The following is a 25,120-nucleotide window of genomic DNA, read 5'->3' on the forward strand; positions in this document are numbered from 1 at the left end:
TTGTGGCGGCAGGTTTTTTACATCACGGCCGGGCCGGGTTCAGGCCGTAGGGAAATCATCAGCTCGGTATCAGGGCCTAACAGCAGGGTTTCGACTCGAATGCGGTAAAGTTTGGTGCCAATCGTAATAATACGGTTGTTGAAAAGATGATAGACGATAGGGGCTTTCAATGAGTCTAGGGGAAGACCCAGCAATGCCTGGGTATAAGGGGAAAGAGCCTCAATAACATCGGATTTGGCAACCGGGGCGCGCAATATCATAACATCGACGTTCTGAATATAAAGGTGGGGTTGGGCCGTCTTATTAATCCGCCCCACCTCTTCTTTGAGTCGATTGGCTTCGTTGTGCCACTGCGTCGCTTCCGCCTGCCATTTTTTTGCGGACAAATCCGCGTATTGGCGTTCGCGTACTCCCAATCCTTGCATCAACGCGAATCCAAGTAAGAGTCCCAGCACAAAGCTCGCGAGACTGGGGGTTAGCCTTTTCACAGAGTAACCAGCCATGTTAGCAGCCAATATCCCGTTTGGGCGCCCAAGTACGCAGTCACGATAGCGACGCCATCTCGCACGATGGCGGGTAAAGCTCGGGCGAAAACGCCGCGTTCTAAGTTTTCTAAGGCGGTGAGAGTCCCGCCAATCGCGATGGCTACAGCCCAAATGCGTATGCGATAAGCGGTTTGCGCAGGATCTTGTGGCCCCTTTCCTGCTAACCATAGGCCGAAGGATCCCAAAAGGCCTCCACCAATAGTGACCCCTAGAGCTAAGAAAAATGGAGGAAGTCCGGTTTGCACGGTTTTATTGATAGCTTGTTGTAGGGTCTGCATAGTAAGCAAGAGCTGATTAGGCATGTCAATCCCCCTCATTACTCCAACATATGACCGTGACCCATGGCTCAGCACGCAATGTGGGAATCTCCCAAGCCCAAGGGTATGAAAAGGAGTCTTTTTCAAACACTATCACGGCTAGGCATGATGAGGAGGGAACGAACGGTGCGACAGGGTCACCATGTAGGGAACGAAGCAGAAGAGCCGCAGGTTCCAGATCAGCGGCAGAAAAAGAGGCATCAAGATCCCGGAGAAAACATTCAAGAGTTTGGCAGCACGAAAATCCCGACCGCGAAGTCGTCGATTCACACGATGGTCATTATTGGTCAAATTGAGGGGCACGTTGTCCTGCCATCGCAAAACAAAACGACCAAGTATGAACATGTCATTCCCCAGTTGGTCGCTATTGAAGAGAGTAAGGATATCAAGGGCCTGTTATTAATCTTGAACACGGTGGGCGGCGATGTAGAAGCCGGTCTCGCCTTGGCGGAAATGGTTGCGAGCTTATCCAAACCCTCTGTCTCTTTGGTGTTAGGAGGCGGACACTCCATTGGTGTCCCGGTTTCCGTGGCAACAGACTACAGTTTTATCGCCGCCACTGCGACAATGACGATCCATCCGATTCGCATGAATGGGATGGTGATTGGCGTACCTCAGACCTACGAGTATTTGGATAAAATGCAGGACCGTGTTGTGAACTTTGTCACCATGCATTCCCATATTTCGGACCATGATTTTCGCAAGTTGATGTTTACGACCGGGGAACTGGCGCGGGATATTGGCACTATTCTGGTGGGCAAAGACGCAGTCGACGTGGGGTTGATTGAGCTGGCCGCTGGGCATTCTCGGAGTTTTCGGTTTCTTGGTCAATTAATTGCCGCGTCAGTGCCGGCTGCAGTTGTGGGATATTGGGCTGGCGAATGGATAACGCAGTGGTTTATTCCCATAGCTGTGGCCGCTGGCTGGGGGGCAACGACGGTGGCTTTATGGCTTACTCCGCCGGCCGAGCGTGGACACCGCTCCTTGGAAAGTCTGTCTTGGGGCCAAGCCTTTATAATAGGGATTTTTCAGGCATTTGCCTTATGGCCAGGGCTGTCCCGGTCCGGCTCGACGATTTTTGCCGGACGCGTCTTGGGGCTATCGGCGGATGATGCGGCTCAATTGTCGTTTTTCATGGCTATTCCAGTGATTGCGGGGGCGGCCTTTTTAATCTTGCATAAAAGCGCATTTAGTGAATTTCGTATCGATCCGTCCATCTTGGTCGGAATGGGTGTGGCTGCCATTAGTGGGGTTTTTGCGATAAAATGGGTTAAGCATGCACTGGGAGTGACGCGCCTATGGCGACAATTTGGATGGTATACGTTGATGTTGGCCTTACTCACGTGGGGCCTATCTATGGCGCATTAAGTCTGGACCCGATGATGACGGCAGCGTTGACGCCACATGATGGGTTTAAGCCATGACAGCCATCAAGTGTTAAAGAGTGGTTAGGAGGATTTGTAATGGGGTCGGTGCTCAAACAAATTACCAAGGATATGCGTCGAGAAATTGGAGGGATTCTTCTCGTAGCCTTGGGATTGTTGGGCTATTTATCATTAGTATTTCCCCATTCAGGCCGGTTAACGCGTGATTTGGGTCAGGGTTTATTTTTTGCATTTGGTCTGCTGGCGTGGGCCATACCTGCCTTTGTGATTGTCGCTGGGTTATTACGGTTATTAAACCGTCCCTCCTTTACAGGAAATCGTCGGGGCTGGGGAGCCGTCATTGGAATTGTTGGCCTGTTTATCTTATTGCCTTTTGCAGACAAGCTGGAGGCGGGATTTCTAGTGATCCGAAGGTCGTAGAGTTGTCGATTTATAACGGCATTCCCCATTTATTAAGTCCGGTGGTGACGGAACCCAAAAAAGCAGCCGGAGCCCTGCGTTGGGCGGTTGCGGAAATGGAAAGGCGTTACCGTCTTTTCGCGGATATGGGGGTTCGTGACGTGGCGCGATATAATCAGACGGCTGAAGAACGTCTGCCCCTGATCGTCATCATTATTGATGAGCTTGCGGATTTAATGATGGTGTCACCCCAAGATGTTGAAGAGTCCATTGCTCGCTTGGCGCAGATGGCGCGCGCAGCGGGGATCCATTTGGTTGTGGCGACCCAGCGCCCATCTGTTGACGTGATCACCGGGACTATTAAGGCGAATATTCCCTCCCGCATTGCGTTTGCCGTTTCATCACAGGTGGATTCTCGCACGATTCTCGATGGAGCCGGAGCCGAGAAACTTTTGGGACGCGGAGATATGCTGTTTCATCCGGTAGGTGCAAGCAAACCCCAGCGCTTGCAAGGGGCTTTTATTCACGAAAAGGAAATCGAGGAAATTGTCACCTATCTCGTAGAGCATGCTCAGGCGTCGGAATCTGTAGATGACGCTATCGAATTCCAAGAGAGTCCAGACTCTCCGGCATCGGTACCGCAAGAAACGGATAATTTGTTTCAAGATGCCGTAAGAATAGTCGTGGAAAGTGGGCAAGCCTCAACGTCGATGTTGCAGCGCCGGATGCGAGTGGGATATACCAGAGCTGCGCGCTTAATCGATGCGATGGAAGAGCGCGGATATATTGGGCCTGCTGAGGGGGCAAAAGCTCGGGATGTGCGCATTACTATGGCCGATTTTCAGCGCATCTTTATGAATGAGACTCCATCAGCTTAGCGTCAAGATGCCCCAATGCCTAGATGTGATTTTTGTGGCATTGGGGCATCTCGTTTGACGAATCTACAAAGTGCTTGTTTCCTTCGTTCTGAAGCGACTAGACCGCATGGGTAAGAGCGTCGAAGTCTTCTTGGCTTAGCGTCACTGCTGCAGCGGCCACATTTTCTTCCAAGTGCTGTATGTTTGAGGTGCCGGGAATGGGCAAGATCACTGGGGAGCGCTTTAACAACCAAGCGAGAGCCAGTTGGGAGGGCGTGGCACCTAACCGTTTGGCCATCTCGGCCAGTGGGCCTTGGGGAGCAGCAAGAGCTCCAGTGGCCAGGGGAAACCACGGGATAAAGGCCAGATGATGGGCTTCACAGTACTTTAACACCGGCTCTGCCTCGCGTTTCGCCAAGTTATATAAGTTCTGGACGGAGACAATTGTGGCATACTGACTGGCCTCACTGAGTTGCTCGAGGGTCACTTCGCTGAGTCCGATGTGCCGTATTTTTCCCTCTTTTTGCAAGAGGGTGAGTTCACCTAGTTGGTCGGCGAGAGGGACCTTGGGGTCAATGCGGTGCAACTGCAATAAGTCAATGCGCTCGAGTCCTAGATGGCGTAAATTTAGTTCGACTTGTTGACGAAGATATTCGGGTCGTCCTACTGGGCGCCAGTCATTGGGCCCCGAACGCGTCAACCCGACCTTGGTGGCAATTACAAGACCTTCCGGGTAGGGATGAAGGGCCTTTTTGATGAGAAGGTCTGCGACAAAGGGGCCATACGCATCAGCCGTGTCGATGAGATTGACACCGAGATCAATGGCTCGGCGCAGAATACGTAAAGCTCCCTCGGGATCACGCGATTCGCCCCAAACGCCAGGGCCCGGGAGCTGCATGACGCCATATCCTAATCGATGAACAGGCAAATCTTCGCCAATGCGAAAAGTGCCCGATGCTGCTGCTGAGATGTTTTCTCCTGCCATGTGTCGAGAAGTCCCTCCTAGTTGTTGTGACTGGTCCATTATAGGGCACGGCCATATATTACTCTACCTGCACAAATCATATCTGTATATTTCCAGGAGGATAAGAACTGCCTTGAGACCGCTTGGCAAGACATCTTAACGGGCGTAAACACGAACAGCCCGCATAGCTATTCATGGGGATCTCGTTCTGGAAAGGCCCGAGGGGTCCACAATGACATGTGGTCTTCATGCCGTCTGAGCCAATCAAGGCATGCTATGATGACGATTGAATCGACGGAGAGTCCCGTGCGGCGGCTTGCGGCATTTAGCCGATCAACAAGCATAGACCCTATAGGCAAAGGAAAATCAGTCATGTTGTTCATATATTAATTTTCACACTCCATAGCACGATGTCAAGTTGAACTTCGGGTTCTATTTGATAAGGCTCTTGCCCCTCCCTGTTTATAGCGTCACACTATAAGAAGACTCGCTATGACAACGCGCGAAAATAAGGAGGGGTCTTATGAGCCGCTGGCATGCTCGCCGAAAGCACGTAGCGCTGCCCGATGAACTGGCCATCAATCCGTTAGTCTTTCAGGAGAATGATGAGCCAATTCCGCGATTTCGTTTACGCGAACATGGCATGAATCCCGATGCTGCGTATCAAATTGTGCATGATGAAATTGCTATGGATGGCAATGCACGCCTCAATTTGGCAACGTTTGTGGGGACGTGGATGGATCCCCAGGCTGACAAACTGTATGCGGAAGCCTTTGACAAAAACATGATTGATAAAGATGAATATCCGCAGACGGCCGCTATTGAAGAGCGATGCGTACGTATTTTAGCCGACCTGACGTGTCGTAGTGCGCAATGGTTTTTCATTGGATTTAGCGCATTTGCTGCTGGACGATCTAAAGGAAGCCGTGGGCTATCTTGAATCCCTTGATGGCCCTATGCCCCACCCACAAGAGCCGGTATCGGGATTCCGGCATTAAGGGCATCCCCCTTCGTCAAGCGGCAAAGAGAGGACGTGAGAACTTGCCGCTTGTCAGAAGGACCATGGTCTTCAGGATTTCTTACGAGGCGCTCGGCGGGTTTTGGGTGCAGCGGTTTCCGTCGTGGCAGGTGTAATATCAATGGTGACGACAAAAGCGTCGTGGGGATAGGTTTCAATAAAATCAGACAGGCCTCGCAACAGGTCTGCGGTTTGTTCCCGGGTCAATCCGCGGTGGTCGATGGGTAAGATCGGGGTAGACATGAGGCACCTCGCTTTTGAAGTTGAGAGCTGGAGACCAACGTCTGGCCGCACGGGTTCACTACGTGGGACATAGGCCGTCTCATATGCATGGCTGACTTTATCATACCTTATTGGGTTCGCCAACATGCTACAAAGTCAGCGCGAGGGATGGGCATGCGTGTATTAATGTTCGGGGCCGTGAAGGACTGGTTGTATCGGGGAAATATGGCCGGGTGTTCGTCGTGTTCAAGTCTCGAGAAAGTAGCGTGTATAGGTCTTATGACGACAAATCTTGAATCTTCGGGTTCTGTATTACGGCGCATTCGTCTTGTGTCGAGTCTGGGAATTGTTCTCGATGGATACAACCTGTCCGTGATTGCCGTCGCGCTTGTGCCCCTGACCCGTTTCTATCGCTTAACCGCTGGGCAAACAGGGCTCTTAGCCTCGGCCATGCTTCTAGGGTCGATTGGTGGCGGTTTGGCTGCTGGGGTGCTGGCGGATTGGCTAGGTCGCAAAAGGTTACTCTTATGGGATCTTGTGATTTTTATGGTGTTTTCCTTGTTATCTGCGGTCTTGAATTCCTATATGTGGCTTGTGGTCGCACGGTTTATTGTGGGGTAAGTGCGGTGGGGGTTGGGAGCCGTGCTGGCCATTGCAGGGGCCGCGGCTCTTTTGGGTGCTGGGTTGACGGCCCTATGGCGTGTCGAACCGAATCAAGCACCATTGCCGACTTCCACGGACGTTCTCACCCCACCGAACGTTTTGAACTAGGCTTTTCGGTCGGGTTGAAAAGCCATGGCACGTCCCGTATACTGTCGAAAATGGAATATCACCGGGCCTTAGAGGTGAACACAATAGACATGATAGGTTTGGCATAATAATCGTTGAACTACGGCTGCGGCTATAGGATAGGGGTATGGCATGTGGAATGGATTGCACTCATTACCGCGTTAGGATTTTTAGGCATGATTATGTTTTTGCATCACCGTCTTAAGACGTTGGAATACCAACAGCGTGCCCTGATGGAGTTGTTGTGGGAAGTATCACCTGATCAGTCACCCCAGGAAGAAGTCCGTAGTCTGTTGGACCAGGGGCGCCGGATCGAGGCTATTCGGGTTATCAAAAAACGCTACCAATGCTCTTTGCTTCAGGCCAAAAATATCGTGGAGCAAATTGAAGGTGGGCGCCATCATCGGCGATCGATTTTACGTCCGAAATAGCTCCACCGACGGATTTCGTTAGGATCGTCGCGGTTCTTCTGGTATGATAGTGACCATTGGCATGGCATGGTAAGGCTTTGGTGGGTTGCCAAAGCCTTTGTCATGAATTATGCGGGTGGTGAAAGAATTTGGAATATCGCTATCGGCCCTCATCGCACACATTTGCTTTAGAACGCAAAAATTTAGCGCAAGCGCTAGCTACTATAAAAAAACGCATCCAAGCATTGCTTGACAGTAAGGGCACGCCCGTGAGTGGTTATAATGATATTACTGTGTATCAGGCCGTGGCTCGGGGACAGCAGATTTGGTATGAGGAATGGGACCGTCATGGGCACAATCCTTACTATGGCCGTATCGAGTATGTCGACCGAACAGAGGGAGAAGAGCCGACTGTTGTCTATGTCAGTAAAGCCCAAAGATCGCTGGAATTTGAGGACGCTAACGGGCGGTTAGTGGATATTATCCCATGGAATGCGCCGGTTGCGCTCAAGATGTTGTGCTACACGACCTCGTCTCATGGCTGTCACGAGAATTAGGCGTCCCCGTTCGAAAAAAATCGGCTAGTTCTGACGACGCCTTATTATATGATGAGGTGTTTACCCAAAGGCTAGAACGTTGGGTTGACCACTATGCCGCGAACTTGGCGAAGAACCTGGGCGATTTGCGGATGGCCTTTGATGTGGAAACGGTCAGCGGTCGGCATCAAGGTACGTTGGAATTGTCATCGGCGCAAGTTTATGAGACTTTTGCGACCTCCTCACGATATTCATTACGGGAACGGTGGCGCCTGTTAAGACACCGTTGGGACCAAATGGTAGAAACGGCCTTAGCGGGAGCGGAGAGCCGTCAATTGACCTCTTATCAAAAGTTGGCCCGCCAGCGATTTGATCATTGGCAAGAACAAGTCCCACGGGTGGAGACGATTCAAGATTTGATGGCTATTTATCCCGTAGCGCGACAGGAAGCAGGGATTGAAGCACCCTTTCATCGGGAATCGGTATGGGCCCTCGCCGATGCCTTAGCGTTATTGTTTTTAGCCGGGAAGTTTTTAGGGCATTCACAGCATTATGCCTTAGTGGTTTTAGATGAGGCTCAAGATGTCCCCGCTGTGGGCTTCGCTCTGGCGGAGCAATTGGTCTCCACGAATGGCTCGCTTACGTTGGTTGGGGATCCGTTTCAACATCTTAATCCCTATACGGAGGTCGAAAACTGGTCGGAGGTAGCAAACCGATTGCATGCCCAACATGTCGAACTTTTGGATAATTATCGTTCAGGAGCGCAGATTGTGCACCTAGCCAATGCGGCGCATCCGGCCGGTATTAAACAAGTCCCTCGGCGCGGCGGCGGCATCATTCATCCACCGGTCAAGGTTAGCGAGTCAAAGGTGGCCGAAGCGGTGATGCAAGAGGTAGTGCGGGGCAAACGAGAGTATTTAGGACAAGTGGCAGTGATTTTTGCTAATAAGGCACCGCGGGATTTATTAGAGCGCTTTCAACGTCTTAAACCGGAGACGATTGAAATGGCCTTTGAGCCCGAAAATCCTGAACCGTACGACGTCATTATGGCGACCGTGGAATATGCTAAAGGACTCGAGTTTGATATGGTGATCTTGATGGCCGAAACGGAAGAGGCTTTTGAGACAACAGGAGCCGGAGCTTATCAATTATTTACGGGCATTTCGCGAGCACGCGAAGAAGTGATGATGATGGGATTGCGCCATCTTCCTAAACTGTATGGGCGTTGTTATCGGCAGGCCCTGCGCATGACAAAATTTGGGTCTAGCGCGTTACGATAGGCTGCATGTAAATAGGAAAACGTCTATAATGACAAATAGTAAGCAGTACGAATAGTTGTTAAGGGGGTTTTACGATGTGGTTTAGGCGACGTCCGCAAGTTCCATTGTTCTTTTGGTTCTTAGCGCTTTTGGGATTGACTCGCGTAGCTCGGGTCACAAAGTGGTCAAATATGTCCGACGAACAGCGCGCGAATTTGGGCTGGCACGCAATGCACCGGGCGTGGTGGATAGTATGGTGGCGCTAGGATTTGTGAGGCCATCAGCGAATTTAGAAATTTTGACACGCGCAGTGCGCTTCATGCTCGATCGCATTGCGGGAGTGCCGTTACAAGAAGGGCCAGCACTAAGCGCGCTCGTTCGCGATTTTCAAGATTTCTTATATGAGGAGCCGTTGCAGTTTCCTGCACAATATATGTTTTTAGGACGAGCTATTGGCATGCTGTTTGGGCTAGTAGGAGGACTCGATCCCGACTTAGATTGGATGGCGCTCTTAAAAGAAAAAGCCTTGCCGATGATTAACGAACGGCGTGTAGTCTGGAATAATCGTTATTATCAATGGGTTCGCGAGCAAATTGGCAACCTATGGGGTCCAACAGGTCAAATGGTGTGGGACAAAGTGGCCGACAAGGCCAAGGGTTGGGGGCAAATTGGATGGCGCCTTCCGGAAGAGCTCGATGTCGCATTGAACAAAATCGGTCGCGGTTCAGTCAGCACCCGCCCCGAATTGACACCGGTGTTGCGGCGTCTGGATAAAATTTCTAGTCAAATGGCAGTCCTTGTGGCATGGGTGCTTGCGGGCTTTTCGGCTATTGTGGCGAGTTTATGGCAGCAACACAAGGGGGCCCTGTGGCTCGCGACGGCCCTGTATGTGATCGCGGGGGTCGCGTTCCTTAGTGGCGTGGTGAGCTTAATGAGGGTGCGGCGCACAGCACGTCGAACACGGTACCATGCGCCTTAGGAGGTTTAAGCTGCTTGCTGTCAATCTATGATGATCTCTGATAATATGTTATAATATAATAAGGTGATGGTATTATGGATGAGCAGTTTGTCAGTATCGGCAAGGCGGCCAAGATGCTCGGCATGAGCATCGACGGACTCCGGAAGTGGGAACGCGAAGGGCGCCTGATTCCGGTGCGTACCGTGACGAATCATCGGCGCTATCGGGTCGCGGACTTACGCGCCCTGATGCACGAGGATGCGCCTGATGTTGCTAGGGATACTCGTTGTCTCCTCTATGCCCGAGTCTCGACCACAAAACAACAAGACGCGGGGAACTTGGATCGTCAACTCGGGCGGTTAACCGCGTTCGCTGCGGAGCAGCGATGGACTGTGGTGGCGGCTCTTACCGATGTCGCGAGCGGCTTGAATGAAAAACGGCGGGGTCTCCATCGGTTGCTGGATCTTGCTCAGCAACACCAAGCGGGCATTGTGGCTGTGGAATCCAAGGATCGATTGGCACGCTTCGGGTTTACTTATCTGGAAAGTTACCTGCACGCCTTTGGCGTGCGTGTTGTTGTCATGGAACACACGGTGAAAGACGATCAGCAGGAACTCGTGGAGGACTTGATTGCCATTACCACGTCGTTCTCGGCCCGCATTTATGGCAAACGCGGAGGGGAAAAGATGGGGTCGACCGTGCGTCAAGCGATGGCGACCTTATCTCAGGAAGGAGTCCCCGAATGAAGACAACCATTTTGGGTGTCTTGCTCGATGTCACGCCCGATCAGGACACGGTGTTACGCCGTTTGATGCGCAAATATGGGTTCATGCTACGGTTTGCCTTTCAACGCTTGGTTGGAGGACTACAAAACATAGGCGGTTTGGAACGTCACTGTGCCAGTGAAACGGAGTTGCCGCTGCGTTACGCCAAAGATGCGGTGCAAGAAGCGCAAGACCTCATTCGGGCCCGCCATCAAGCCATGAAAGACGGGGCGACTTTATGGACGCAACGCGTGAAAAAAACCCGAGAACGGTTGACCGCACTCCGGGCCTCCCCGCATCCGAATGCCCGCCGCATTGCGGGACAAGAACGTAAGCTCACGCATCAAGAAGCCCAGCAAGCGTTTTATCAACAGCATGTCGAGGCAGGCACCTTTCCTCCCGTGGTGTTTGGCACAAAAAAACGGTGGCTGGATCGGTTCAAGACTCTCGATGACCCCCTCGCCGAACAGGAACGCCAGCAGGCGTGGCGGGAAGAATGGGACGAGAGCCGGAATGGTCGGCTGTCAGCGCGTGGGGATCGAACCAAAAGGGGCAATCCCCTCCTGCGCGTCCGCGCAGGAACCGACCATTGGATCTTAGAAATCTCTCTCGATTGCCTCAAACCGGGCAACCCCGACGCCAAAGTCCCTCGGTATGAGAAACTGGAGATCCCTCTCTATATTGCGCGGAAGGTGTCCAAGAAAACCGGCCAAGTCCATGGCCGGGATTATGAGGGGCTGCTGCGTCGGGTGCTCGCCGCCAGCGACCCCTATCAAGTCGAAATTCTCCGACGTCAAGGACGGTATCAGGTCCGCGTGACCGTCGAAGAAGTCCCCGCGCCCATACAGACCGATCCTCGTCATGGCTGGGTGGGAGTGGATACCAACAGCACCTTTTTGGCGCTCTGTCACGTGTTGCCGAACGGCAACGCCTGCGCCTTCGCGACGATCGGGGATCCCCGTCTCTTCGATGTCCGATCGACCCAACGCGACGCGTTGGTGGGAGGTCTCGCGGTCGAGACCGTTCAGTGGGCTAAGGCTCGTGGAGCGGGACTGGTCGTGGAAGACTTGCAGTTCATCCATGATCGGGATGTGAGCGCCAAGTTTAACCGCGTGACGCACCAGTTTAATTACCGGGCCTTGCTGACGGCGGTCGAACGACAGGCCGCGCGGGTAGGCGTCGCCTTGCGGAAAGTCAAACCAGCTTATACCTCGATTATCGGGCGGTTCAAGTATCAGCCGCAATACGGGATGAGCGTGCATCACGCCGCGGCCCTCGTGATCGGACGACGAGGCGGACTGAAAGTCCGCCGAGAAAACGTCCCGAAAGCCTTGCGGCTCTGGATGCAAGACCGCGATCAATGGAACGACCCCACTTATCGGAAAAATGATTGGAGTGCATGGGCTCGGATTAAACGGATCATGACGAAGACGTTGGCATCGCACCATCAGTATTTGAGTGCCTGGTTAGGGTATCGCAAGACGTTATTCTCCGAATGACCCACATCGCATTCCCCCGTCGCCACCACGTGGCGAAAGGAGCGACGGGGCATCTTGATGAGGGCCCAGTAACACTGGGGCTCAGGGCACCACCGACGGGACACCGATGGGAGTTTCCTGCCATCCTTCTCCTGCCGGGATCTTGAGCGGTGCGTGGGGGAAAAACATCCCCACGCGATGGAGCGGAAGCCACCCCCGAGCAGACGAATCCTGTGAGGACTGCGGGTCCCGTTAGGGGCCGAGAAAAGCCGAAAGAGATTATCGTAAGTTTTTTTAACCAGGGAATGCCGTGATCTTTATTTGACTTGCAAGGTGACGGGCCGATTCTGAGGCTCTCCGACTTTTTTTACGGCGGTTCCCGTTGCGACCACTTCCATAATTTCTTCTGAACGATGAATGATCTCGATCTGGACATTTATCACCGCGTCTGCCCCTAGTGCATCGGCTTCTGCCTTCATGCGCTGTAGTGACAGCTCACGCGCGGCGTACATCAACTGGGTTAACTGTTTTAATTCCCCCCGTTGCATGCCTTTAAATGCCGTAGCAATTCCGCCGCTGACCCCCATGCTCATCACGGAGTTGCCGAGGACAAAGCCTAAGGGCCGGTAGCCGGCATCGGTGACCAGCCAGAAATCCATGGCACTGAGGTTGCTCGTGGCAGCGCCATGATCTTGTTGGAGTTTTTGAATTTCCTCTTCCACTTCGCCCATGGAGGTCAATTGCGTGTTGTTCCCAAACAACGGCATGGAAATGCCGAATTTAATTTCTACGTCGATCCGGATGCGGCGAACATTGTATTAACATCTGGCATTCCCATCCGCCTCGTGGGGCTCGATGTCACGCATAAGGCCTTACTATCCCAAGACGGGATTCAACGATTTCGCCGCTTGCCTGGTATGGTAGGTGAGATGCTTTATGGATTGTTTACGTTCTTTGCGGCGCATGAGCCTGATGCCAATGCGCAGGGCGTACCGATTCACGATGTGCTAGCGGTTGCCGCGGCAGAGCATCCTGAGTTCTTTACATGGCTCATGGTGCCGGTAACCGTTGAAAGGTGTGACGGTCAGTGCCGGGGACAAGTTCAGCAACGCAGTGAGGGACCTCTTGTGGCGGTCGCGACGGATATTGATACCGCCAAATTTTTTGATTGGATGTGGACGGCACTTGAGCGTTACTACCGTTGAAGACGGTATAAGATCAAAAAATTCAACCGTGCTATGATACCCCTGGGCGGTGCTTCAAGGATTTCAGTATAATAAGAGTCATGAAATCCACGGTATGGCGTGAACCCAATTTCTTTCCTTTATGGCTAGGCGCTATGCTATCGTCTGTGGCGGACAGCACATACTATATAGTTCTTGCGTGGTTTGTGCTGGAGATCACCCATTCTGCTGCAAACTTAGGCACTACGCTGTTGATGGCTTCCTTGCCGCGCCTATTGTTCATGATTTTTGGAGGGGTTGCTGTAGACCGGTTGAACCCACGCCGGGTCATGGTGGTGTCATTAACCGCCAGAATGGCGATTTTGCTTGGTCTAGCCGTTTGGCTGGCTACAAAGGTTGGGGCGTTGGATCTCTGGGTGCTTTATGCCGTGGCAGGGATGTTTGGGGTGGTCGACGCCTTTTATTGGCCAACTCAAAATGCCTTAGTGCCGCATGTATTGCCAGACCAAGTGCTTGCGACAGGCAATAGCTTTATTCAGACGACACAACAACTCAGTATGGTCGTAGGTCCTCTTGTCGCAGGGGGGATGTTGCAATGGCATCAGTTCGCCGGGATATTTACGGTCCTGGCCGCGCTATATGCAGGGAGCGCGGTGGCCATTCGCGCCATTCATATGACAGCAAAGGAACGCGTCATTCCCTTGGCGTCGCGCAGCGTATGGGGTGAAATATATGATGGCGTGCGTTATGTATGGAACATTCGCATTCTGCTCTTTTTAATGTTGGCATCCATGGTTATTAACCTCTTTTTTATGGGGCCTGTCAACATTGGCTTGCCGAGTTTTGTGCAGCGTCAAGGATGGTCCGGTAGCGTTTATGGGTATTTTGAGGCGGCTATGGGCTTAGGGGCGGTAGTTGGTGGGGCACTCACGGTTGCCGTTCGCGGTATGCGTGGACATTTTCAGTGGATTGCTCTTGCAGCCGCTGTTATCGGCCTTGGATTAATAGGAGCCGCTATGGTTCACCAATGGCCTATGGGTATTGTCTTTCTGGCCGCATCAGGTATCGCGATGAGCCTGACTAATATTCCCATTATCACGTATATCCAGACGATCGTGGATCACGCCATGATGGGGCGGGTTATGTCATTGTTAACGCTGATGTCGGTTGGATTGGTGCCTGTAAGCTATGGGATGTCTTCTCTCATTTTGCGGATGCATTGGCTTGGCCCGGCAAGTCTCATGATAGTAGGAGGCGCCATTATTGCTCTCTTTTGCGCGATGCTGTGGTTTCAACCGGATTTTCGGCAAATGGAGTCTCATCCGCGGTGGCAGCAAGCAAAAGACGTGTGAGTTTCTCAATGCGCCCTATCGTCATCGACTTGCACTAGGATAAGGGTATCCCCTGGCACAATAATGTCTTGAGCTCGGGGGGCCATATGTAGGTGGTTGTCATGCCAAAACCCAATGAGGGTGACCGCTTCGCCGTAAATGTCTCGCACACTTTGAACGGGCTGATTCGCGATGGCATCGTCAGCTTGGACGGGGATTTCTTGTACATGCACCCCTTCCTCATTCAACAACGCCATCAGTAAATCTTGGGCTACCGGTTTCACGAGCATACGGGCTAGGCGTCGGCCGGTGACGATATCCGGTAAAATGATTCGTTCAACCCCCAAGGATTTTAGGTAGTGGGCGGATTCGGGGGTTTGAGCTCGTGCGACCACTTGCAAATCAGGATTCGCATCACGGGCCGTGAGAAATGCATAGAGATTTTGAGCGTCGTCAGGCAACGCCAAGGCAATGCCACGAGCATGGGCAAGATTGGCTTGTTGCATGGCCTCGGTATCGAAGTTCGCGATGACAAGAGCTTGCATGCCTAACTTGCGGACACGCTCAACCCGACTTTGTTCGAAATCCACCATGACGACCTTTTCTCCCATCGCCGTCAGTTCGCGGGCAATACTTTCTCCAACCCGTCCCGCTCCCACAATGACAAAGTGTTGGCGAAGGCGTCCAATTTCCCGTATCATTTTTCGCTCCTTAAAATAACCCAAGTCAGTTTCTAAAAAATACGAAACGAATAAGGACAGGCCAAATACCCAAATCCCTGTACCAAACGCGATCATGACGGTGGTAAAAATAATTTGTATGGGGCCATGAGGACTAAGGCGTGAGTCGCTAACGGTGGACATTGTCGCAATGGTGAAATACATCGAGAGGAGCCATGGCGCATGGTAAACCATATGGAATCCTAAGATGCCTCCGGCTATGACCCCGAGCATAAGCACGAGCGCCCAGCTAAGCCGTGTACGAACGATCTGTGCCCCCTTTAATTAACGTCAATATCTACAATCCAAATGCTAGCATATTCTACGATGCCGGGCTACCGATGGGGTTGCTAGGGTGTGCTATAGTAGACCCGTGAATTTTTCAGGATGCGGGAGGCTTATGTGTGTCACAGAACTTACGTTGGCTGTATGCGAATCGCGCCTTGCGCAGCTTTGCTACGGCCTTTTTGACGGTTGTTTTTCCCCTCTACCTCGCCATGTCAGGCTATTCGGCGGCTCGCATTGGCTTGGTCTTGACACTATCTGGCGTCGTGAGCGTCGTTTTATTAGCCGGGGTGGGGATTTTTGCCGATAGCATGGGGCGGAAACGAGCGATTATAGGGCTCAGTATTTTGTCATTGCTTGGAGGCGTGGCGATGGCGACGTCCGCGGCCTTTTGGGTCGTTGTGCTCTCTTCTGGGCTAGGCGGCGTGGGAAAGGGCGGCGGCGCGGGAAGCGGCGGTTCGTGGGGTCCTTTGTTTCCCGCGGAACAACCCCTGTTAGCGGAAGCGGTCTCTGATGAAAATCGTACGAAAGTTTTTGGGCGGATTTCGTTTGTGGGGGTCGTCGCCGGAGCATTTGGTTCATTGGTGGCTGTCGTGCCAGAATGGCTTCACGGTCTAGGATGGACGTGGGTGGCCAGCTATCATCTGTTATTTGGTTTTAGTGCAATTCTTTCGTTGTTGATGATTGCCACGGCGTGGCCGATTCATGAGGAACGGCCGAACATGATGGCTGTGTCGGAGCAAGAGCCTCCCCCGATTAGTGTTAAACGCTTGACAGGACGTTTGGGCTTAACAAATGCCTTAAATGGACTAGGATTCGGGTTTTTGGGTCCATTACTCACCTATTGGTTCTATCGCCGATACGGAGCGGGTCCTGCCGAGTTAGGCGCATTATATACGATTATTAATTTAGCGACAGCGTTGCCATATCTCTTGGCATCGGGCATTGCCCGGCGGTTGGGCGCGGTAAAAGCGGTCACCGTCACGCGGATTTTGAGTATTGCCGCATTATTGCTTATGGCATTTGTGCCCAAATTTTGGGAAGCGGGTTTCTTATATCTGCTGCGTATGGTGTTTAATTCTTTTGGCATGCCAGCGCGTCAATCGTTTGCCATGGGCGTTTCGGACCGGAGGTATCGTAGCCGTGTTGCGGCCTTTAGTAACCTGCCATCGCAGTTAACGTCTATGATTTCACCGGTCATTGGCGGCAATGCCATGGAAAGTGTGCTGGATTTCCCCGTTTACGGCGCGGCCTTTTTCATGGCATTGAATGTGATTGCATATTATTTAGCATTTAGAAATATTACGCCACCTGAGGAGCGCCACCTGAGGCGCTCCTCATGATCAGGACTGGAAAGCGGGTTCTTTCGAGATACTATGGACGCAGTGAACGAGAAAGGATGGTTGGCCACGTCACAACCAATTGCAATTTTTGATTCCGGGGAAGGTGGCCTCACCGTCTTGAAACGGGCTTGGGCATTATATCCTGGCGAGGATTTTATTTATGGGGCCGATTCATCGCATTTCCCTTATGGCTCCCGGTCATTAGATAATGTGCGCGAATTGTTTCTACGATTTTTAGATTTTTTTCTCGACCAGCACGTCAAGGCTGTTGTGATTGCTTGTAATACCGCCACTGCAGCGGCACTGGAAGAGGCTCAACGGCGCTCGCCGGTGCCGGTCATTGGGGTGGTGGATCCAGGAGCCCACAGGGCTGCCAGACTTTCTTCTAGTGGCCGTATCGCGGTATTGTCAACGTATGCAACGTATCAGTCTGAGGTGTATCGTTACGCTATTGCGCGGTATAACGAAGGGGCTCAGGTCGTTCAGCACCCTTGTCCTGTGCTGGTGACGATGGCGGAGTCGGGTGATACGGATACGGAGCAAGCGCGTTTGGCGGTGCGAGAGTGTCTCACCACGGTCTTTCGAGAAGACGTGGATACCGTGGTTTTGGGATGCACCCACTTCCCGCACATGGAACGCATCTTTTATCAAGAAGTTGCGGGTCGAGCTGAAATTGTTGACCCGGGTTACGAAACGGCTAAGCATTTGACCGCTGTTTTGGGACCCTTGAAACAGCAAGAGGGTGGTACGATGCGCTTCTATACCACGGGTCAGACCGAGGAATTTGACCGTATATCCGCCGTGCTGTGGCCCGGAATGACAATTCGGGCCACAGCCCTTCAGTGGCGAAACGGACACTATGTCGAAGAAAAATACGAATCGTGAGCGGCGCGGCCTTAAATCACACGGGTGCATTAACGTGGAACAGAGGGACCGTGCCGACAATTTGTACGACGTCATCTGTTAAATGGAGGGTGGCCAAAATACTCATGGCGTGAGCATACAAGTTGCGGTAGGTCATCATAACGCCCTTGGGGGATCCTGTTGTGCCCGATGTGTAAAAGAGTTCCGCTACGTCATTTTCATCAATCATCGGAAGGTCAGGGGACGTGTGCGGCTCATTTTGAAGTTTGCTGTCGTAGGATGGATAAGGATGCGGCGTGTCGTCGTCTTCCATCAACCAAACGTCTTGAACGCTGGGACAGCGTTCCGCTATTGTGTCCCAAATGGGAAGCAATGCGGGGGATACCACTAAGATTTTGGGGCTGGCATCATTAAGAATGAAGGCAATTTCATCGGCATGTAGTCTGACATTCAAGCATAACAACACGGCTCCGATCTGGGGGACACCATAGTAGCCTTCGATCATGCGATGACAATTGAAGGCTAGATACGCAACCCGGTCCCCTTGTTGAACGCCGGCGTGCAACAGCGCCCAGGACAGTTGGTTGACCCGGCGCTGGAATTCGGTATAGTCTTCGACAACGCCCTGACAAACGACGGCAGCTTTATCGGGATAAAGGCTTTGGGCGCGATGAAGAAAGCGGATGGGCAACATGGGCAGTTGCATAATTGACCTCCTTTTAAGGAATAGGTCCGTTCAAGCGATTTCATTATACAAATAATTCAGCCAGCAAACAGAGTAGGAATGAAAGAATTCTGCGCCATGAACCCAAAATTTGTGCATATTTTCGGCCAAGCTTGATACACATACACCGTAGGGGTATCATAGAATGCGAAGGGAGGATCTTCCGACGTATCTATATCTTGAACAAAAAGACAACTTGATGAGTCGCTTAAAGCGCGTTGAAGGGCAAGTCAAAGGCGTCATGCGCATGATTGAAGAAGGGCGTTATTGCCCAGATATTCTCCAACAAATCGCTGCCATGTCGGGCGCGATGGATGAAGTCTCTTTAATTTTGCTGCAGAGCCATATTACCGGGTGCGTGGCCGATGCTATTCAAAGTCAAAACGGGGCAGAATCGATTCAAGAACTGATGACCGTTATTCGCAAGGTTGTGAAACGATAGAAAGAGGCGAGAGGGATGGCGCAGCAAGACCCTACGAGTTCTCAAGAAAAGATTACGCTCGATATTGGTGGAATGACATGCGCTAGCTGTTCATTGCGTATTGAAAAAGAACTCAGCCATTTGCCAGGGGTCGGCTTAGCTGAGGTCAACTTAGCTTTGGAAAAGGCCAATATTGTCTTTGATCCGAGACTGATTTCTCCCCATCAGTTCGTCGAAGCGGTCACCGGCATTGGCTACCAAGTGAGACAAGAGACGTATCGGCTTGCTGTTGAAGGCTTGGATGAGGTCCCTGTGAAAACTCGCTTTGAAGAACGCGTAGCCCAGATGGATGGCGTTTATAAAGTCGTCACGAATGCTGCAACAGGTACTGCTACGATTACGCTGTTACAAGGATGTGGACGCGATTGCCGTTGGACAATTTATTCAGATTCGACCCGGCGACCGTATTCCGGTTGATGGTGTGGTGACCGAAGGCCATGGCCTGGTGGATGCATCGTTGCTGACAGGAGAACCCGAGTTGCAAAGTGTTTCAGTTGGTTCCACCGTCAGTGCAGGAACAATTCATCAAGGAGAACGCGCTTTTATCATGCAAGCTCAAGGTGTTGGGCAAGACACCATGTTGGCCCAAATTGTTCGGGCGGTCGAGGAGGCGCAAGCAGGTAAAGCGCCCATTCAACGATTTGCGGATCGGGTAAGTAATGTCTTTGTTCCCACCGTGGTCGCATTGGCTGTGCTGACCTTTGTTTTGACGGGCGGGTTGACCGCAAATTGGACGGCTGCTTTGCTTCATGCCGTAGCCGTGTTGGTGGTTGCCTGTCCGTGTGCATTAGGATTAGCAACGCCCACGGCGGTGATGGTTGGGTCCGGGATGGGGGCGCGTTATGGCATTCTGTATCGAAATGGCGAAGCCCTTGAGCGCGTCAGTCAGGTGACCCGACTGGCAATGGATAAGACAGGAACCTTGACGGAAGGACGTCCCCAAGTGATTGCGGTCCTCCCCTATGGCGATGTTTTGGAGGCCGAGGTTGTGGGGTATGCTGCCAGTTTGGAAGCAGAAGCCAATCATCCTCTGAGTCGGGCGGTGCTTGCGTACGCTCATAATGTTTCACGGCCTGCGGTGGAAGGCGTTTATACCGAGGAAGGCCGCGGCGTCGTTGGGGAAGCAGCGAGCGGCGAGGGAACCGTTGTGGTGGGGACGGAGGCACTCTTGCGAGATTATGGCATAATATGGCCACAGACATGGGAAACGTCGCAAATTGCTGAATGGATGCAGCAAGGCGCGACAATTATTTATGTGGGACTGCACGATCGATTATTGGGTGCCATCGCCATTGCCGACCGGGTGCGTGATGATGCCGCCTTTGCCATCCAACGTTTGCAAGCCAATGGCTATCGCGTTAGCATGTTGACGGGCGACCGTCTTCCATCTGCGCATGCGATTGCGGCTCGTGTCGGTATCGAGGATGTTCATGCCGAGTTGTCTCCTACGGAGAAAGCGGAACTTATTAAGCAATGGCAAGCACAAGGCGAGCGTGTAGCTATGGTGGGAGATGGCGTCAATGACGCTCCAGCCTTGGCGGTGGCTTTTGTGGGCATGGCGGTGGCGACAGGGAGCGACATTGCTATGCACACCGCTGACGTTACGCTAGTCCGCCCGGAAATTAATGCCGCGGGCCAGGCATTGTTAATAGGGCAGCGGACCATGGCCAAAATTCGCCAGAACTTATTTTGGGCACTGGGGTACAATTTAGTGGGTATCCCATTAGCCGCGTTCGGAGTCATATCACCCGCGCTGGCGGGTGGGGCCATGGCCTTTAGCTCGGTTTTAGTGGTAACCAATTCGTTGGCTTTGCGCAGAATGACAATAGACACAGAGCCCTCTGGGCACCAACAAAGTACGTGGTGCCGTTCCTTGACCACTACGGGTATGTGGCCATTTTTTTGGGTGTATTTTTGGAAGACTTTGGATTGCCGCTGCCTGGGGAGACGATCTTAGTTGCAGCGAGCATCTTGGCAGGACAACATGTCTTTCGCATTACTGACGTCATCGTGGTGGCACTACTGGGCGGAATTACAGGGGATACAGTAGGCTTTATGTTAGGCAGACGTTTTGGCCATCATCTGTTGTGGCGTTTTGGTCATTTTGTCGGCTTGAAACCCAATGTTTTAGAACGGTTTAATGGCTGGGTGGTCCACCGCGGAGTGTGGTTAATCGCGGGTGCGCGTTTTGTCGATGGATTTCGCCAATTGAACGGATGGATTGCTGGGGCTAATCGGGTGCCATGGAAGTTTTTTGTGCCCTTGAATACGCTGGGAGCCGGTGCATGGGTTAGTGCATGGGCGTTGTCGGGTTACTTCTTTAGTCACCGCATCTTAGCGATTATGGCGCAGTTCAAAATGATTGATATCGCGATGGTGGGTTTCGTTGTGGTGGGTGTTGGCCTTCCTCTTATCTTGCATTACGCTCATAAGCTGCGCCGCAAACGAGCAGACGTTGACTCTTAGCGTCGCGGGAAATAAAGTGGAGTTAAGCCACCATTAATGTGTGGGTTGGTAAGTGGGGGGATGAAAGTGAAACGCTTTGTTCCATGGATGCTCAGTGTAGGATTGCTAGCCGCTGTTTCGGGCTGTGGAGCGAGCGTAGCTCCCGTCATTGTGGGGCATGGATATCCTACCGCTGTGGCATGGATTGATCATCGCTTGTCCCCCAAAGATTATATTTTGCTCATCGGTCTGAGTCGGGCTTTGCCCGACCATCGTCCTATGACCGTGTATATTATGCGTAAGAAGGTTCTTCTCGTAGGTCATGTGCTGCCTCGCAATACATTGGTTGGTATCGTGGTGAACCCGCGCCATCCCAAATGGATGGGGCCGGTGTATTTTCAATTACCTCATGAGCGACACTGGAAGCAGTTAGTACCGGCACCACGCACGCAAACGTCTCCTGCGTAACCGCAAGGGCGATTTCAATAGGGAAGTGAGGAAATGGCTACCAAATACTCCGATAAAGCGGAGCCGCATTATCTGCGCGCTGTCCAATATGAACAAAGCGGCCGTATTGATGACGCCATTCGCGAATACCGAATGGCGAATCGCATTAAAAAGGATTTGATTCCCGCGCGCAAACGCCTAGGCGACCTTTTCATGCGGCTGGGAAAAACGGAAGAGGGGATTGCGCAATATCTTAAGGCCACGGAAATCACAAGTCAAAAACGAAAATGGAAGCGTATATTAGTTCCGGATGAAGACAAATACTCCTTGATTCAAATCCTTCAGGCGTTGGCTGAGGCGTATCAAAAAACGGGTCACAGTGACAAAGCCCTGCAGACATGGAAACGAATCGTGGAGACCGAACCGCTCCAGCCAGGGGATGACGATATTGTGCTGAGAGCACAACGCATGGTCAAGGAATTTGCGCGCTTTAACGCGAATTGACCCAGAGCTTCAGCAAAATCTCAGCTTCTTGACCCATTTGTTAACAGTTTTGCAATGAATCGGCGGTTAAATTAATCTACAGAGGACATTGCGAACAGAAGGGCAAAGGAGGTTGAAGCCATGAATGGTCGTCGACTGGTAAGGCAAGTCGTGGCAGCCATGGCACTTTGTGGTGTGGAGGCGTTGTTGCTATACGGCCACAACCATTTAGGAAGTCTTGTCTTGACCGGTTCTGCCGCGCCGGGCGTTTCGCAGCAGGCCCAGGACGTTAAATACGCTCCGGTTACCAAATTAGCATCGGTTCAGAGTTCCCAAAACTGGGCCGGCTACGTTGTCTCTTCCGGGCAATACCGCAGCGTATCGGCGACTTGGACGGTGCCTGCAATTCAAAATGGGAGCGGAGTGGCCGCGCAGTGGGTTGGGCTTGGTGGAGTGAAGAGCCAAGATTTGTTGCAAACGGGAACTATCGAACAACAAAATAGCAACGGTGCCGTTACCGCTCAAGTGTTTGTAGAAGAATTGCCACAGCATGCGCAAGACATTATGACGGTTCCCATTGGGTCCACCATTTCAGCTAGCATTGAACCGGTGTCGAGCGATCAATGGGATTTAACGATAACGGCCGTGCATCAAGGCCAAACCCAAACCAAGACGGTTCCGATGACCTAAGGTCTGAAAGGGAACGGCTACGTACCGTATGACGTCTTGATCCGGGTTTTCCAAACACGCTCCGCGCTGTATTAGGCGTTTTAACGCAGGATAAACGTTTGGGCGCGGAATGTTTGCCGCTTTCGCCACTTGATATCCCGTCATGGGCGTGTTTTGGGACACTAACGCAAGGTAAACTTTGGCTTCGATGGGACTAAATCCGAAGGCTTGCAAATCGTCGATGAGATTATCAAGATTAGGCATAGGGCACCTCAGGTCATTAGCATATCACAGGGAATATCTTATCCTATGGTGGTCCATTTATGACGCGGTCAAGAAACGAGGATGAGCGACTATCTGGGCTCATCCTGCTATTCATCGTGAAAGAGGCAACTGAGCGAATAGCGCTCTCCGCTCGTGACTTTGGCCACACCGTGATAAAATTCTCCACTTCGCGGTCCATGACCGTAACGGGGGCGAGATGCTGTGCACAAGACCACAACATCCCCGATATTTAACATGATTTGACAGGGCTTGATATTCCGTGGCGGCCGCGTGGGGAAGAGCCCTATACGCGTTTTATTAACGAGATTGTGGTGGCAGAAGAATCGGATGAAGTGGGGAACGGCCACTATCAGAGCCATTTTGGCTTGTATCAAGACGCTATGGTGCAACTTGGCGCGGATAGGGCGCCGATTAACTTTCTTTTGGCGCAACTTGAACAAGGCGTGCCCTGGGAAAAGGCAGTGGAGGCTCTGCCCGTCGATCCCCGTGTGAAAGAGTTTATTCGGTTTGATTTGAATCTTGCGCATCATGGAGAGACATACGAAGTGGCTGCCGCTTTTTTTTACGGCCGTGAAGACATTATCCCTGAAATGTTTTTACGTATCGTGGATAAACTGGGAACGGATGCACGTCTTGAGCGGTTTCGCTATTACCTGGAACGGCATATCGAGGTGGACTCCGATACCCATGGACCGCTGGCGGCACAGCTCCTCGATCACCTGTGCGGTCGCGACCCAGCTAAATTGGAAAGAGCGACAGTCATTGCCCGAGAAGCCTTGCAATGGCGTATCAAGTTGTTTGATACGGTGGTTGATCGTCTCAGCTCGGTCCCATCTTGACCAACCACTGCATAATGTGGTGTGATATTCCATCTCAAAAGCCATGTCGTCGCGGTGAAGTACAATGGTCGAGTTTGTTATACTAGTCGTAATTACGACGGTCATAGGCAGGTGTCCCATTGCAGCTCATTGCTCAGTTTTCTCCTTCGATTCCAACGGACTCGCGGAGGTTTTGGCCCGATGTGGAACGCACGGAAGAATGGTTACAGCGTTTAAACCGTGGCGTTGCATCACGTGTGTTAACGTTAGCAGGCAACAGCCCAGCGCTCTTAGCACCGTGGACGCCCTGGCTGCGTGCACACATATACACGAATTGACCGTTTTGCACAAGATTGGCGTTATTGGGCCTATATGCTGTCACAACATCTGTTACCGGCGATAGACCGCCATGCGCCCCGTGACCATTCGCCCGATTAGCCTGAAGACAGTCAAAAGGGACCCCCGCTGCATGCGGGGGTGAGGGCTACATGATTTGTTCGCTACGTATGCGGTCTATTAAATGGCGGACCAGCGATACTTCTTTGGACAACCGAGTTCGCGTCGTGCGCAGTTCTAACAGCTCTTGTTGCGCCGCTACAGAAAAGGGAACATGGGCGGCAATCCAATAAGACAAGGCTTCTGGCTCTGTGGGTATCTGAGGACGCGCCTGGGTAGGTGAAATAAAGCTCCAAATCTCGGAGCTTAAGGCTAAAGCCTCATCAATCAGCGGAGGCGGCACAGAATCATCCAAATCTGGCAGATATTTAAACTGTCCCACCATGTACCGGCTACCATGGCGATAAGACAATAGGCTGATGCGGCTAATGCCCGCGAGTTCTACGTGCAGACTTCCGTTATCCATTTCTGAAACTTGGAGGATGCGGGCAGACGTGCCGATGTTGGATGGTTCTGCTGCTTCTGCTGTTGTGCCCGATTCTTGTGCTCGACGTTCCATACAAACACATAGTCCTGTATCCTGCTGAATGCAATAGGATATCATGGCCTTGTAGGAACTATCATCGATCACCATCTTGGTTTTAGCCCCTGGAAACAAAATTCCCTTGATGGGCAGTATTGGCATGCTGACAGATTCGCGGCTTGCAGGCATCACGCACCCCCCTAATTGAGTACGACCACCAAA

Annotated in this window: 33 protein-coding genes and 1 pseudogene; 24 read left to right on the top strand and 10 right to left on the bottom strand. The window is 52.1% G+C overall.

Annotated elements, in window-relative coordinates; genetic code table 11:
* Positions 1 to 17 precede the first annotated feature (17 nt).
* Together ORD20_RS14900 and ORD20_RS14905 are read right to left on the bottom strand one after the other, a co-directional pair.
* Entirely contained in the window at positions 18 to 503 is a 486-nt protein-coding gene (locus ORD20_RS14900) for a hypothetical protein (protein WP_158246256.1), read from the bottom strand.
* Positions 485 to 847 (bottom strand): YtrH family sporulation protein, encoded by a 363-nt coding sequence (locus ORD20_RS14905; protein ID WP_173677091.1) that lies wholly within the window; start codon positions 845 to 847, stop codon positions 485 to 487. Before ORD20_RS14905 ends, ORD20_RS14900 begins: the two co-directional genes overlap by 19 nt.
* A 123-nt stretch (positions 848 to 970) precedes the next feature.
* On the opposite strand from ORD20_RS14905, the gene ORD20_RS14910 reads away from it, so the two are divergent.
* The 3 genes and pseudogenes from ORD20_RS14910 to ORD20_RS14920 form a co-directional block, all read left to right on the top strand.
* On the top strand, positions 971 to 2,230 hold the full coding sequence (locus ORD20_RS14910; RefSeq protein ID WP_430626731.1) for an undecaprenyl-diphosphate phosphatase: 1,260 nt from the start codon (positions 971 to 973) through the stop codon (positions 2,228 to 2,230).
* 95 nt (positions 2,231 to 2,325) lie between these two features.
* Positions 2,326 to 2,667 carry a hypothetical protein gene (locus ORD20_RS14915; protein WP_430626741.1) on the top strand — a complete coding sequence of 114 codons (342 nt, stop codon included), beginning with the start codon at positions 2,326 to 2,328 and terminating at the stop codon, positions 2,665 to 2,667.
* A pseudogene (locus ORD20_RS14920) lies at positions 2,652 to 3,524 on the top strand (FtsK/SpoIIIE domain-containing protein); the annotation flags it as partial. The gene ORD20_RS14915 and the pseudogene ORD20_RS14920, both read left to right, overlap by 16 nt.
* A gap of 97 nt (positions 3,525 to 3,621) precedes the next feature.
* On the opposite strand, the gene ORD20_RS14925 reads toward ORD20_RS14920, so the two are convergent.
* Positions 3,622 to 4,488 (bottom strand): aldo/keto reductase, encoded by an 867-nt coding sequence (locus tag ORD20_RS14925; protein ID WP_103377020.1) that lies wholly within the window; start codon positions 4,486 to 4,488, stop codon positions 3,622 to 3,624.
* Between the two features lie 502 nt (positions 4,489 to 4,990).
* Here ORD20_RS14925 and ORD20_RS14930 point away from each other — a divergent pair.
* On the top strand, positions 4,991 to 5,407 hold the full coding sequence (locus ORD20_RS14930; RefSeq protein ID WP_430626302.1) for a pyridoxal-dependent decarboxylase: 417 nt from the start codon (positions 4,991 to 4,993) through the stop codon (positions 5,405 to 5,407).
* Positions 5,408 to 5,536: 129 nt separating this feature from the next.
* Here ORD20_RS14930 and ORD20_RS14935 read toward each other — a convergent pair whose 3' ends face one another.
* Complete coding sequence (locus ORD20_RS14935; RefSeq protein ID WP_103377018.1) at positions 5,537 to 5,728, bottom strand: hypothetical protein; 192 nt, start codon at positions 5,726 to 5,728, stop codon at positions 5,537 to 5,539.
* 153 nt (positions 5,729 to 5,881) lie between these two features.
* On the opposite strand from ORD20_RS14935, the gene ORD20_RS14940 reads away from it, so the two are divergent.
* The 8 genes from ORD20_RS14940 (at position 5,882) to ORD20_RS14975 (ending at position 11,922) form a co-directional block, all read left to right on the top strand.
* Positions 5,882 to 6,328 (top strand): MFS transporter, encoded by a 447-nt coding sequence (locus tag ORD20_RS14940; RefSeq protein ID WP_430626303.1) that lies wholly within the window; start codon positions 5,882 to 5,884, stop codon positions 6,326 to 6,328.
* Positions 6,329 to 6,478, top strand: coding sequence for a hypothetical protein (locus tag ORD20_RS14945; protein WP_430626304.1), 150 nt, complete (start codon positions 6,329 to 6,331; stop codon positions 6,476 to 6,478). It abuts the gene before it with no gap.
* A 152-nt stretch (positions 6,479 to 6,630) separates the two neighbouring features.
* Complete coding sequence (locus ORD20_RS14950) at positions 6,631 to 6,927, top strand: hypothetical protein (RefSeq protein WP_103377016.1); 297 nt, start codon at positions 6,631 to 6,633, stop codon at positions 6,925 to 6,927.
* Between the two features lie 128 nt (positions 6,928 to 7,055).
* A complete protein-coding gene (locus ORD20_RS14955; RefSeq protein ID WP_430626305.1) occupies positions 7,056 to 7,463 on the top strand; it encodes a hypothetical protein in 408 nt (135 codons plus the stop codon).
* Positions 7,424 to 8,722, top strand: a complete 1,299-nt coding sequence (locus tag ORD20_RS14960) for a hypothetical protein (RefSeq protein ID WP_430626306.1) — start codon at positions 7,424 to 7,426, stop codon at positions 8,720 to 8,722. Before ORD20_RS14955 ends, ORD20_RS14960 begins: the two co-directional genes overlap by 40 nt.
* A 160-nt stretch (positions 8,723 to 8,882) precedes the next feature.
* Positions 8,883 to 9,680 (top strand): hypothetical protein, encoded by a 798-nt coding sequence (locus ORD20_RS14965; protein WP_430626307.1) that lies wholly within the window; start codon positions 8,883 to 8,885, stop codon positions 9,678 to 9,680.
* Positions 9,681 to 9,754: 74 nt separating this feature from the next.
* Positions 9,755 to 10,405: an IS607 family transposase gene (locus ORD20_RS14970; protein ID WP_430626308.1), complete on the top strand. Its 651-nt coding sequence runs from the start codon at positions 9,755 to 9,757 to the stop codon at positions 10,403 to 10,405.
* Complete coding sequence (locus ORD20_RS14975; protein ID WP_430626309.1) at positions 10,402 to 11,922, top strand: IS200/IS605 family accessory protein TnpB-related protein; 1,521 nt, start codon at positions 10,402 to 10,404, stop codon at positions 11,920 to 11,922. Before ORD20_RS14970 ends, ORD20_RS14975 begins: the two co-directional genes overlap by 4 nt.
* Positions 11,923 to 12,218: 296 nt before the next feature.
* On the opposite strand, the gene ORD20_RS14980 is transcribed toward ORD20_RS14975, so the two are convergent.
* Entirely contained in the window at positions 12,219 to 12,632 is a 414-nt protein-coding gene (locus tag ORD20_RS14980) for a YbjQ family protein (protein ID WP_430626732.1), read from the bottom strand.
* A 9-nt stretch (positions 12,633 to 12,641) separates the two neighbouring features.
* On the opposite strand from ORD20_RS14980, the gene ORD20_RS14985 reads away from it, so the two are divergent.
* Both ORD20_RS14985 and ORD20_RS14990 read left to right on the top strand, forming a co-directional pair.
* Positions 12,642 to 13,106 carry a nucleoside hydrolase gene (locus ORD20_RS14985; RefSeq protein WP_430626310.1) on the top strand — a complete coding sequence of 155 codons (465 nt, stop codon included), beginning with the start codon at positions 12,642 to 12,644 and terminating at the stop codon, positions 13,104 to 13,106.
* An 80-nt stretch (positions 13,107 to 13,186) separates the two neighbouring features.
* Positions 13,187 to 14,437 carry an MFS transporter gene (locus ORD20_RS14990; RefSeq protein WP_103374577.1) on the top strand — a complete coding sequence of 417 codons (1,251 nt, stop codon included), beginning with the start codon at positions 13,187 to 13,189 and terminating at the stop codon, positions 14,435 to 14,437.
* 5 nt (positions 14,438 to 14,442) lie between these two features.
* On the opposite strand, the gene ORD20_RS14995 is transcribed toward ORD20_RS14990, so the two are convergent.
* Positions 14,443 to 15,369 carry a potassium channel family protein gene (locus tag ORD20_RS14995; RefSeq protein WP_103374576.1) on the bottom strand — a complete coding sequence of 309 codons (927 nt, stop codon included), beginning with the start codon at positions 15,367 to 15,369 and terminating at the stop codon, positions 14,443 to 14,445.
* Positions 15,370 to 15,539: 170 nt separating this feature from the next.
* On the opposite strand from ORD20_RS14995, the gene ORD20_RS15000 reads away from it, so the two are divergent.
* Together ORD20_RS15000 and murI are read left to right on the top strand one after the other, a co-directional pair.
* Complete coding sequence (locus tag ORD20_RS15000; protein WP_103374575.1) at positions 15,540 to 16,763, top strand: MFS transporter; 1,224 nt, start codon at positions 15,540 to 15,542, stop codon at positions 16,761 to 16,763.
* 33 nt (positions 16,764 to 16,796) lie between these two features.
* Entirely contained in the window at positions 16,797 to 17,648 is an 852-nt protein-coding gene (gene murI / locus ORD20_RS15005; protein WP_103374574.1) for a glutamate racemase, read from the top strand.
* Positions 17,649 to 17,664: 16 nt separating this feature from the next.
* Here the strand turns inward: murI and ORD20_RS15010 are convergent, their stop codons facing one another.
* Positions 17,665 to 18,333, bottom strand: a complete 669-nt coding sequence (locus ORD20_RS15010; RefSeq protein ID WP_430626311.1) for an AMP-binding protein — start codon at positions 18,331 to 18,333, stop codon at positions 17,665 to 17,667.
* Positions 18,334 to 18,496: 163 nt separating this feature from the next.
* Here ORD20_RS15010 and ORD20_RS15015 point away from each other — a divergent pair, with 163 nt between their 5' ends.
* From ORD20_RS15015 to ORD20_RS15045, 7 genes are all read left to right on the top strand, one after another.
* On the top strand, positions 18,497 to 18,793 hold the full coding sequence (locus ORD20_RS15015; RefSeq protein WP_103374572.1) for a metal-sensitive transcriptional regulator: 297 nt from the start codon (positions 18,497 to 18,499) through the stop codon (positions 18,791 to 18,793).
* 15 nt (positions 18,794 to 18,808) lie between these two features.
* On the top strand, positions 18,809 to 19,249 hold the full coding sequence (locus tag ORD20_RS15020; RefSeq protein WP_430626312.1) for a cation transporter: 441 nt from the start codon (positions 18,809 to 18,811) through the stop codon (positions 19,247 to 19,249).
* Entirely contained in the window at positions 19,188 to 20,789 is a 1,602-nt protein-coding gene (locus ORD20_RS15025; RefSeq protein ID WP_430626313.1) for a heavy metal translocating P-type ATPase, read from the top strand. The genes ORD20_RS15020 and ORD20_RS15025 overlap by 62 nt, the downstream gene beginning before the upstream one ends.
* Entirely contained in the window at positions 20,735 to 21,298 is a 564-nt protein-coding gene (locus ORD20_RS15030) for a DedA family protein (protein ID WP_430626314.1), read from the top strand. Before ORD20_RS15025 ends, ORD20_RS15030 begins: the two co-directional genes overlap by 55 nt.
* A gap of 66 nt (positions 21,299 to 21,364) precedes the next feature.
* On the top strand, positions 21,365 to 21,745 hold the full coding sequence (locus ORD20_RS15035) for a hypothetical protein (protein WP_103374567.1): 381 nt from the start codon (positions 21,365 to 21,367) through the stop codon (positions 21,743 to 21,745).
* Positions 21,746 to 21,778: 33 nt separating this feature from the next.
* Positions 21,779 to 22,228, top strand: coding sequence for a tetratricopeptide repeat protein (locus ORD20_RS15040; RefSeq protein ID WP_103374566.1), 450 nt, complete (start codon positions 21,779 to 21,781; stop codon positions 22,226 to 22,228).
* 120 nt (positions 22,229 to 22,348) lie between these two features.
* A complete protein-coding gene (locus tag ORD20_RS15045; protein WP_430626315.1) occupies positions 22,349 to 22,897 on the top strand; it encodes a G1 family glutamic endopeptidase in 549 nt (182 codons plus the stop codon).
* Here ORD20_RS15045 and ORD20_RS15050 read toward each other — a convergent pair.
* Positions 22,838 to 23,140, bottom strand: coding sequence for a TrmB family transcriptional regulator (locus ORD20_RS15050; RefSeq protein WP_430626316.1), 303 nt, complete (start codon positions 23,138 to 23,140; stop codon positions 22,838 to 22,840). The two genes, ORD20_RS15045 and ORD20_RS15050, sit on opposite strands and share 60 nt — an antisense overlap.
* Before the next feature lie 107 nt (positions 23,141 to 23,247).
* A complete protein-coding gene (locus ORD20_RS15055; protein ID WP_430626317.1) occupies positions 23,248 to 23,520 on the bottom strand; it encodes a 2OG-Fe(II) oxygenase in 273 nt (90 codons plus the stop codon).
* Between ORD20_RS15055 and ORD20_RS15060 the strand changes: the two genes are divergently transcribed.
* Positions 23,401 to 24,000, top strand: coding sequence for a DUF3050 domain-containing protein (locus tag ORD20_RS15060; RefSeq protein ID WP_430626318.1), 600 nt, complete (start codon positions 23,401 to 23,403; stop codon positions 23,998 to 24,000). The two genes, ORD20_RS15055 and ORD20_RS15060, sit on opposite strands and share 120 nt — an antisense overlap.
* Positions 24,001 to 24,463: 463 nt before the next feature.
* On the opposite strand, the gene ORD20_RS15065 is transcribed toward ORD20_RS15060, so the two are convergent.
* The gene (locus tag ORD20_RS15065) at positions 24,464 to 25,087 is read right to left on the bottom strand and encodes an LON peptidase substrate-binding domain-containing protein (RefSeq protein WP_103374560.1); all 624 of its coding nucleotides are present in this window, start codon (positions 25,085 to 25,087) and stop codon (positions 24,464 to 24,466) included.
* Positions 25,088 to 25,120: the final 33 nt, after the last annotated feature.

The sequence above is a fragment of the Sulfobacillus thermotolerans genome (assembly GCF_039623705.1).
GTDB classification, from domain to species: Bacteria; Bacillota; Sulfobacillia; order Sulfobacillales; family Sulfobacillaceae; genus Sulfobacillus; species Sulfobacillus thermotolerans.

Excerpts from the sequence above, each read along its gene's own strand:
- ORD20_RS14900 (WP_158246256.1), bottom strand. The coding sequence starts at position 503 with ATGGCTGGTTACTCTGTGAAAAGGCTAACCCCCAGTCTCGCGAGCTTT.
- ORD20_RS14905 (WP_173677091.1), bottom strand. The coding sequence starts at position 847 with ATGCCTAATCAGCTCTTGCTTACTATGCAGACCCTACAACAAGCTATC.
- ORD20_RS14910 (WP_430626731.1), top strand. The coding sequence starts at position 971 with ATGAGGAGGGAACGAACGGTGCGACAGGGTCACCATGTAGGGAACGAA.
- ORD20_RS14915 (WP_430626741.1), top strand. The coding sequence starts at position 2,326 with ATGGGGTCGGTGCTCAAACAAATTACCAAGGATATGCGTCGAGAAATT.
- ORD20_RS14925 (WP_103377020.1), bottom strand. The coding sequence starts at position 4,488 with ATGGCAGGAGAAAACATCTCAGCAGCAGCATCGGGCACTTTTCGCATT.
- ORD20_RS14930 (WP_430626302.1), top strand. The coding sequence starts at position 4,991 with ATGAGCCGCTGGCATGCTCGCCGAAAGCACGTAGCGCTGCCCGATGAA.
- ORD20_RS14935 (WP_103377018.1), bottom strand. The coding sequence starts at position 5,728 with ATGTCTACCCCGATCTTACCCATCGACCACCGCGGATTGACCCGGGAA.
- ORD20_RS14940 (WP_430626303.1), top strand. The coding sequence starts at position 5,882 with ATGCGTGTATTAATGTTCGGGGCCGTGAAGGACTGGTTGTATCGGGGA.
- ORD20_RS14970 (WP_430626308.1), top strand. The coding sequence starts at position 9,755 with ATGGATGAGCAGTTTGTCAGTATCGGCAAGGCGGCCAAGATGCTCGGC.
- ORD20_RS14975 (WP_430626309.1), top strand. The coding sequence starts at position 10,402 with ATGAAGACAACCATTTTGGGTGTCTTGCTCGATGTCACGCCCGATCAG.
- ORD20_RS14980 (WP_430626732.1), bottom strand. The coding sequence starts at position 12,632 with ATGGGCGAAGTGGAAGAGGAAATTCAAAAACTCCAACAAGATCATGGC.
- ORD20_RS14990 (WP_103374577.1), top strand. The coding sequence starts at position 13,187 with ATGAAATCCACGGTATGGCGTGAACCCAATTTCTTTCCTTTATGGCTA.
- ORD20_RS14995 (WP_103374576.1), bottom strand. The coding sequence starts at position 15,369 with ATGCTCGGGGTCATAGCCGGAGGCATCTTAGGATTCCATATGGTTTAC.
- murI (WP_103374574.1), top strand. The coding sequence starts at position 16,797 with ATGGACGCAGTGAACGAGAAAGGATGGTTGGCCACGTCACAACCAATT.
- ORD20_RS15010 (WP_430626311.1), bottom strand. The coding sequence starts at position 18,333 with ATGCAACTGCCCATGTTGCCCATCCGCTTTCTTCATCGCGCCCAAAGC.
- ORD20_RS15015 (WP_103374572.1), top strand. The coding sequence starts at position 18,497 with ATGCGAAGGGAGGATCTTCCGACGTATCTATATCTTGAACAAAAAGAC.
- ORD20_RS15020 (WP_430626312.1), top strand. The coding sequence starts at position 18,809 with ATGGCGCAGCAAGACCCTACGAGTTCTCAAGAAAAGATTACGCTCGAT.
- ORD20_RS15040 (WP_103374566.1), top strand. The coding sequence starts at position 21,779 with ATGGCTACCAAATACTCCGATAAAGCGGAGCCGCATTATCTGCGCGCT.
- ORD20_RS15045 (WP_430626315.1), top strand. The coding sequence starts at position 22,349 with ATGAATGGTCGTCGACTGGTAAGGCAAGTCGTGGCAGCCATGGCACTT.
- ORD20_RS15050 (WP_430626316.1), bottom strand. The coding sequence starts at position 23,140 with ATGCCTAATCTTGATAATCTCATCGACGATTTGCAAGCCTTCGGATTT.
- ORD20_RS15055 (WP_430626317.1), bottom strand. The coding sequence starts at position 23,520 with ATGGCTCTGATAGTGGCCGTTCCCCACTTCATCCGATTCTTCTGCCAC.
- ORD20_RS15065 (WP_103374560.1), bottom strand. The coding sequence starts at position 25,087 with ATGCCTGCAAGCCGCGAATCTGTCAGCATGCCAATACTGCCCATCAAG.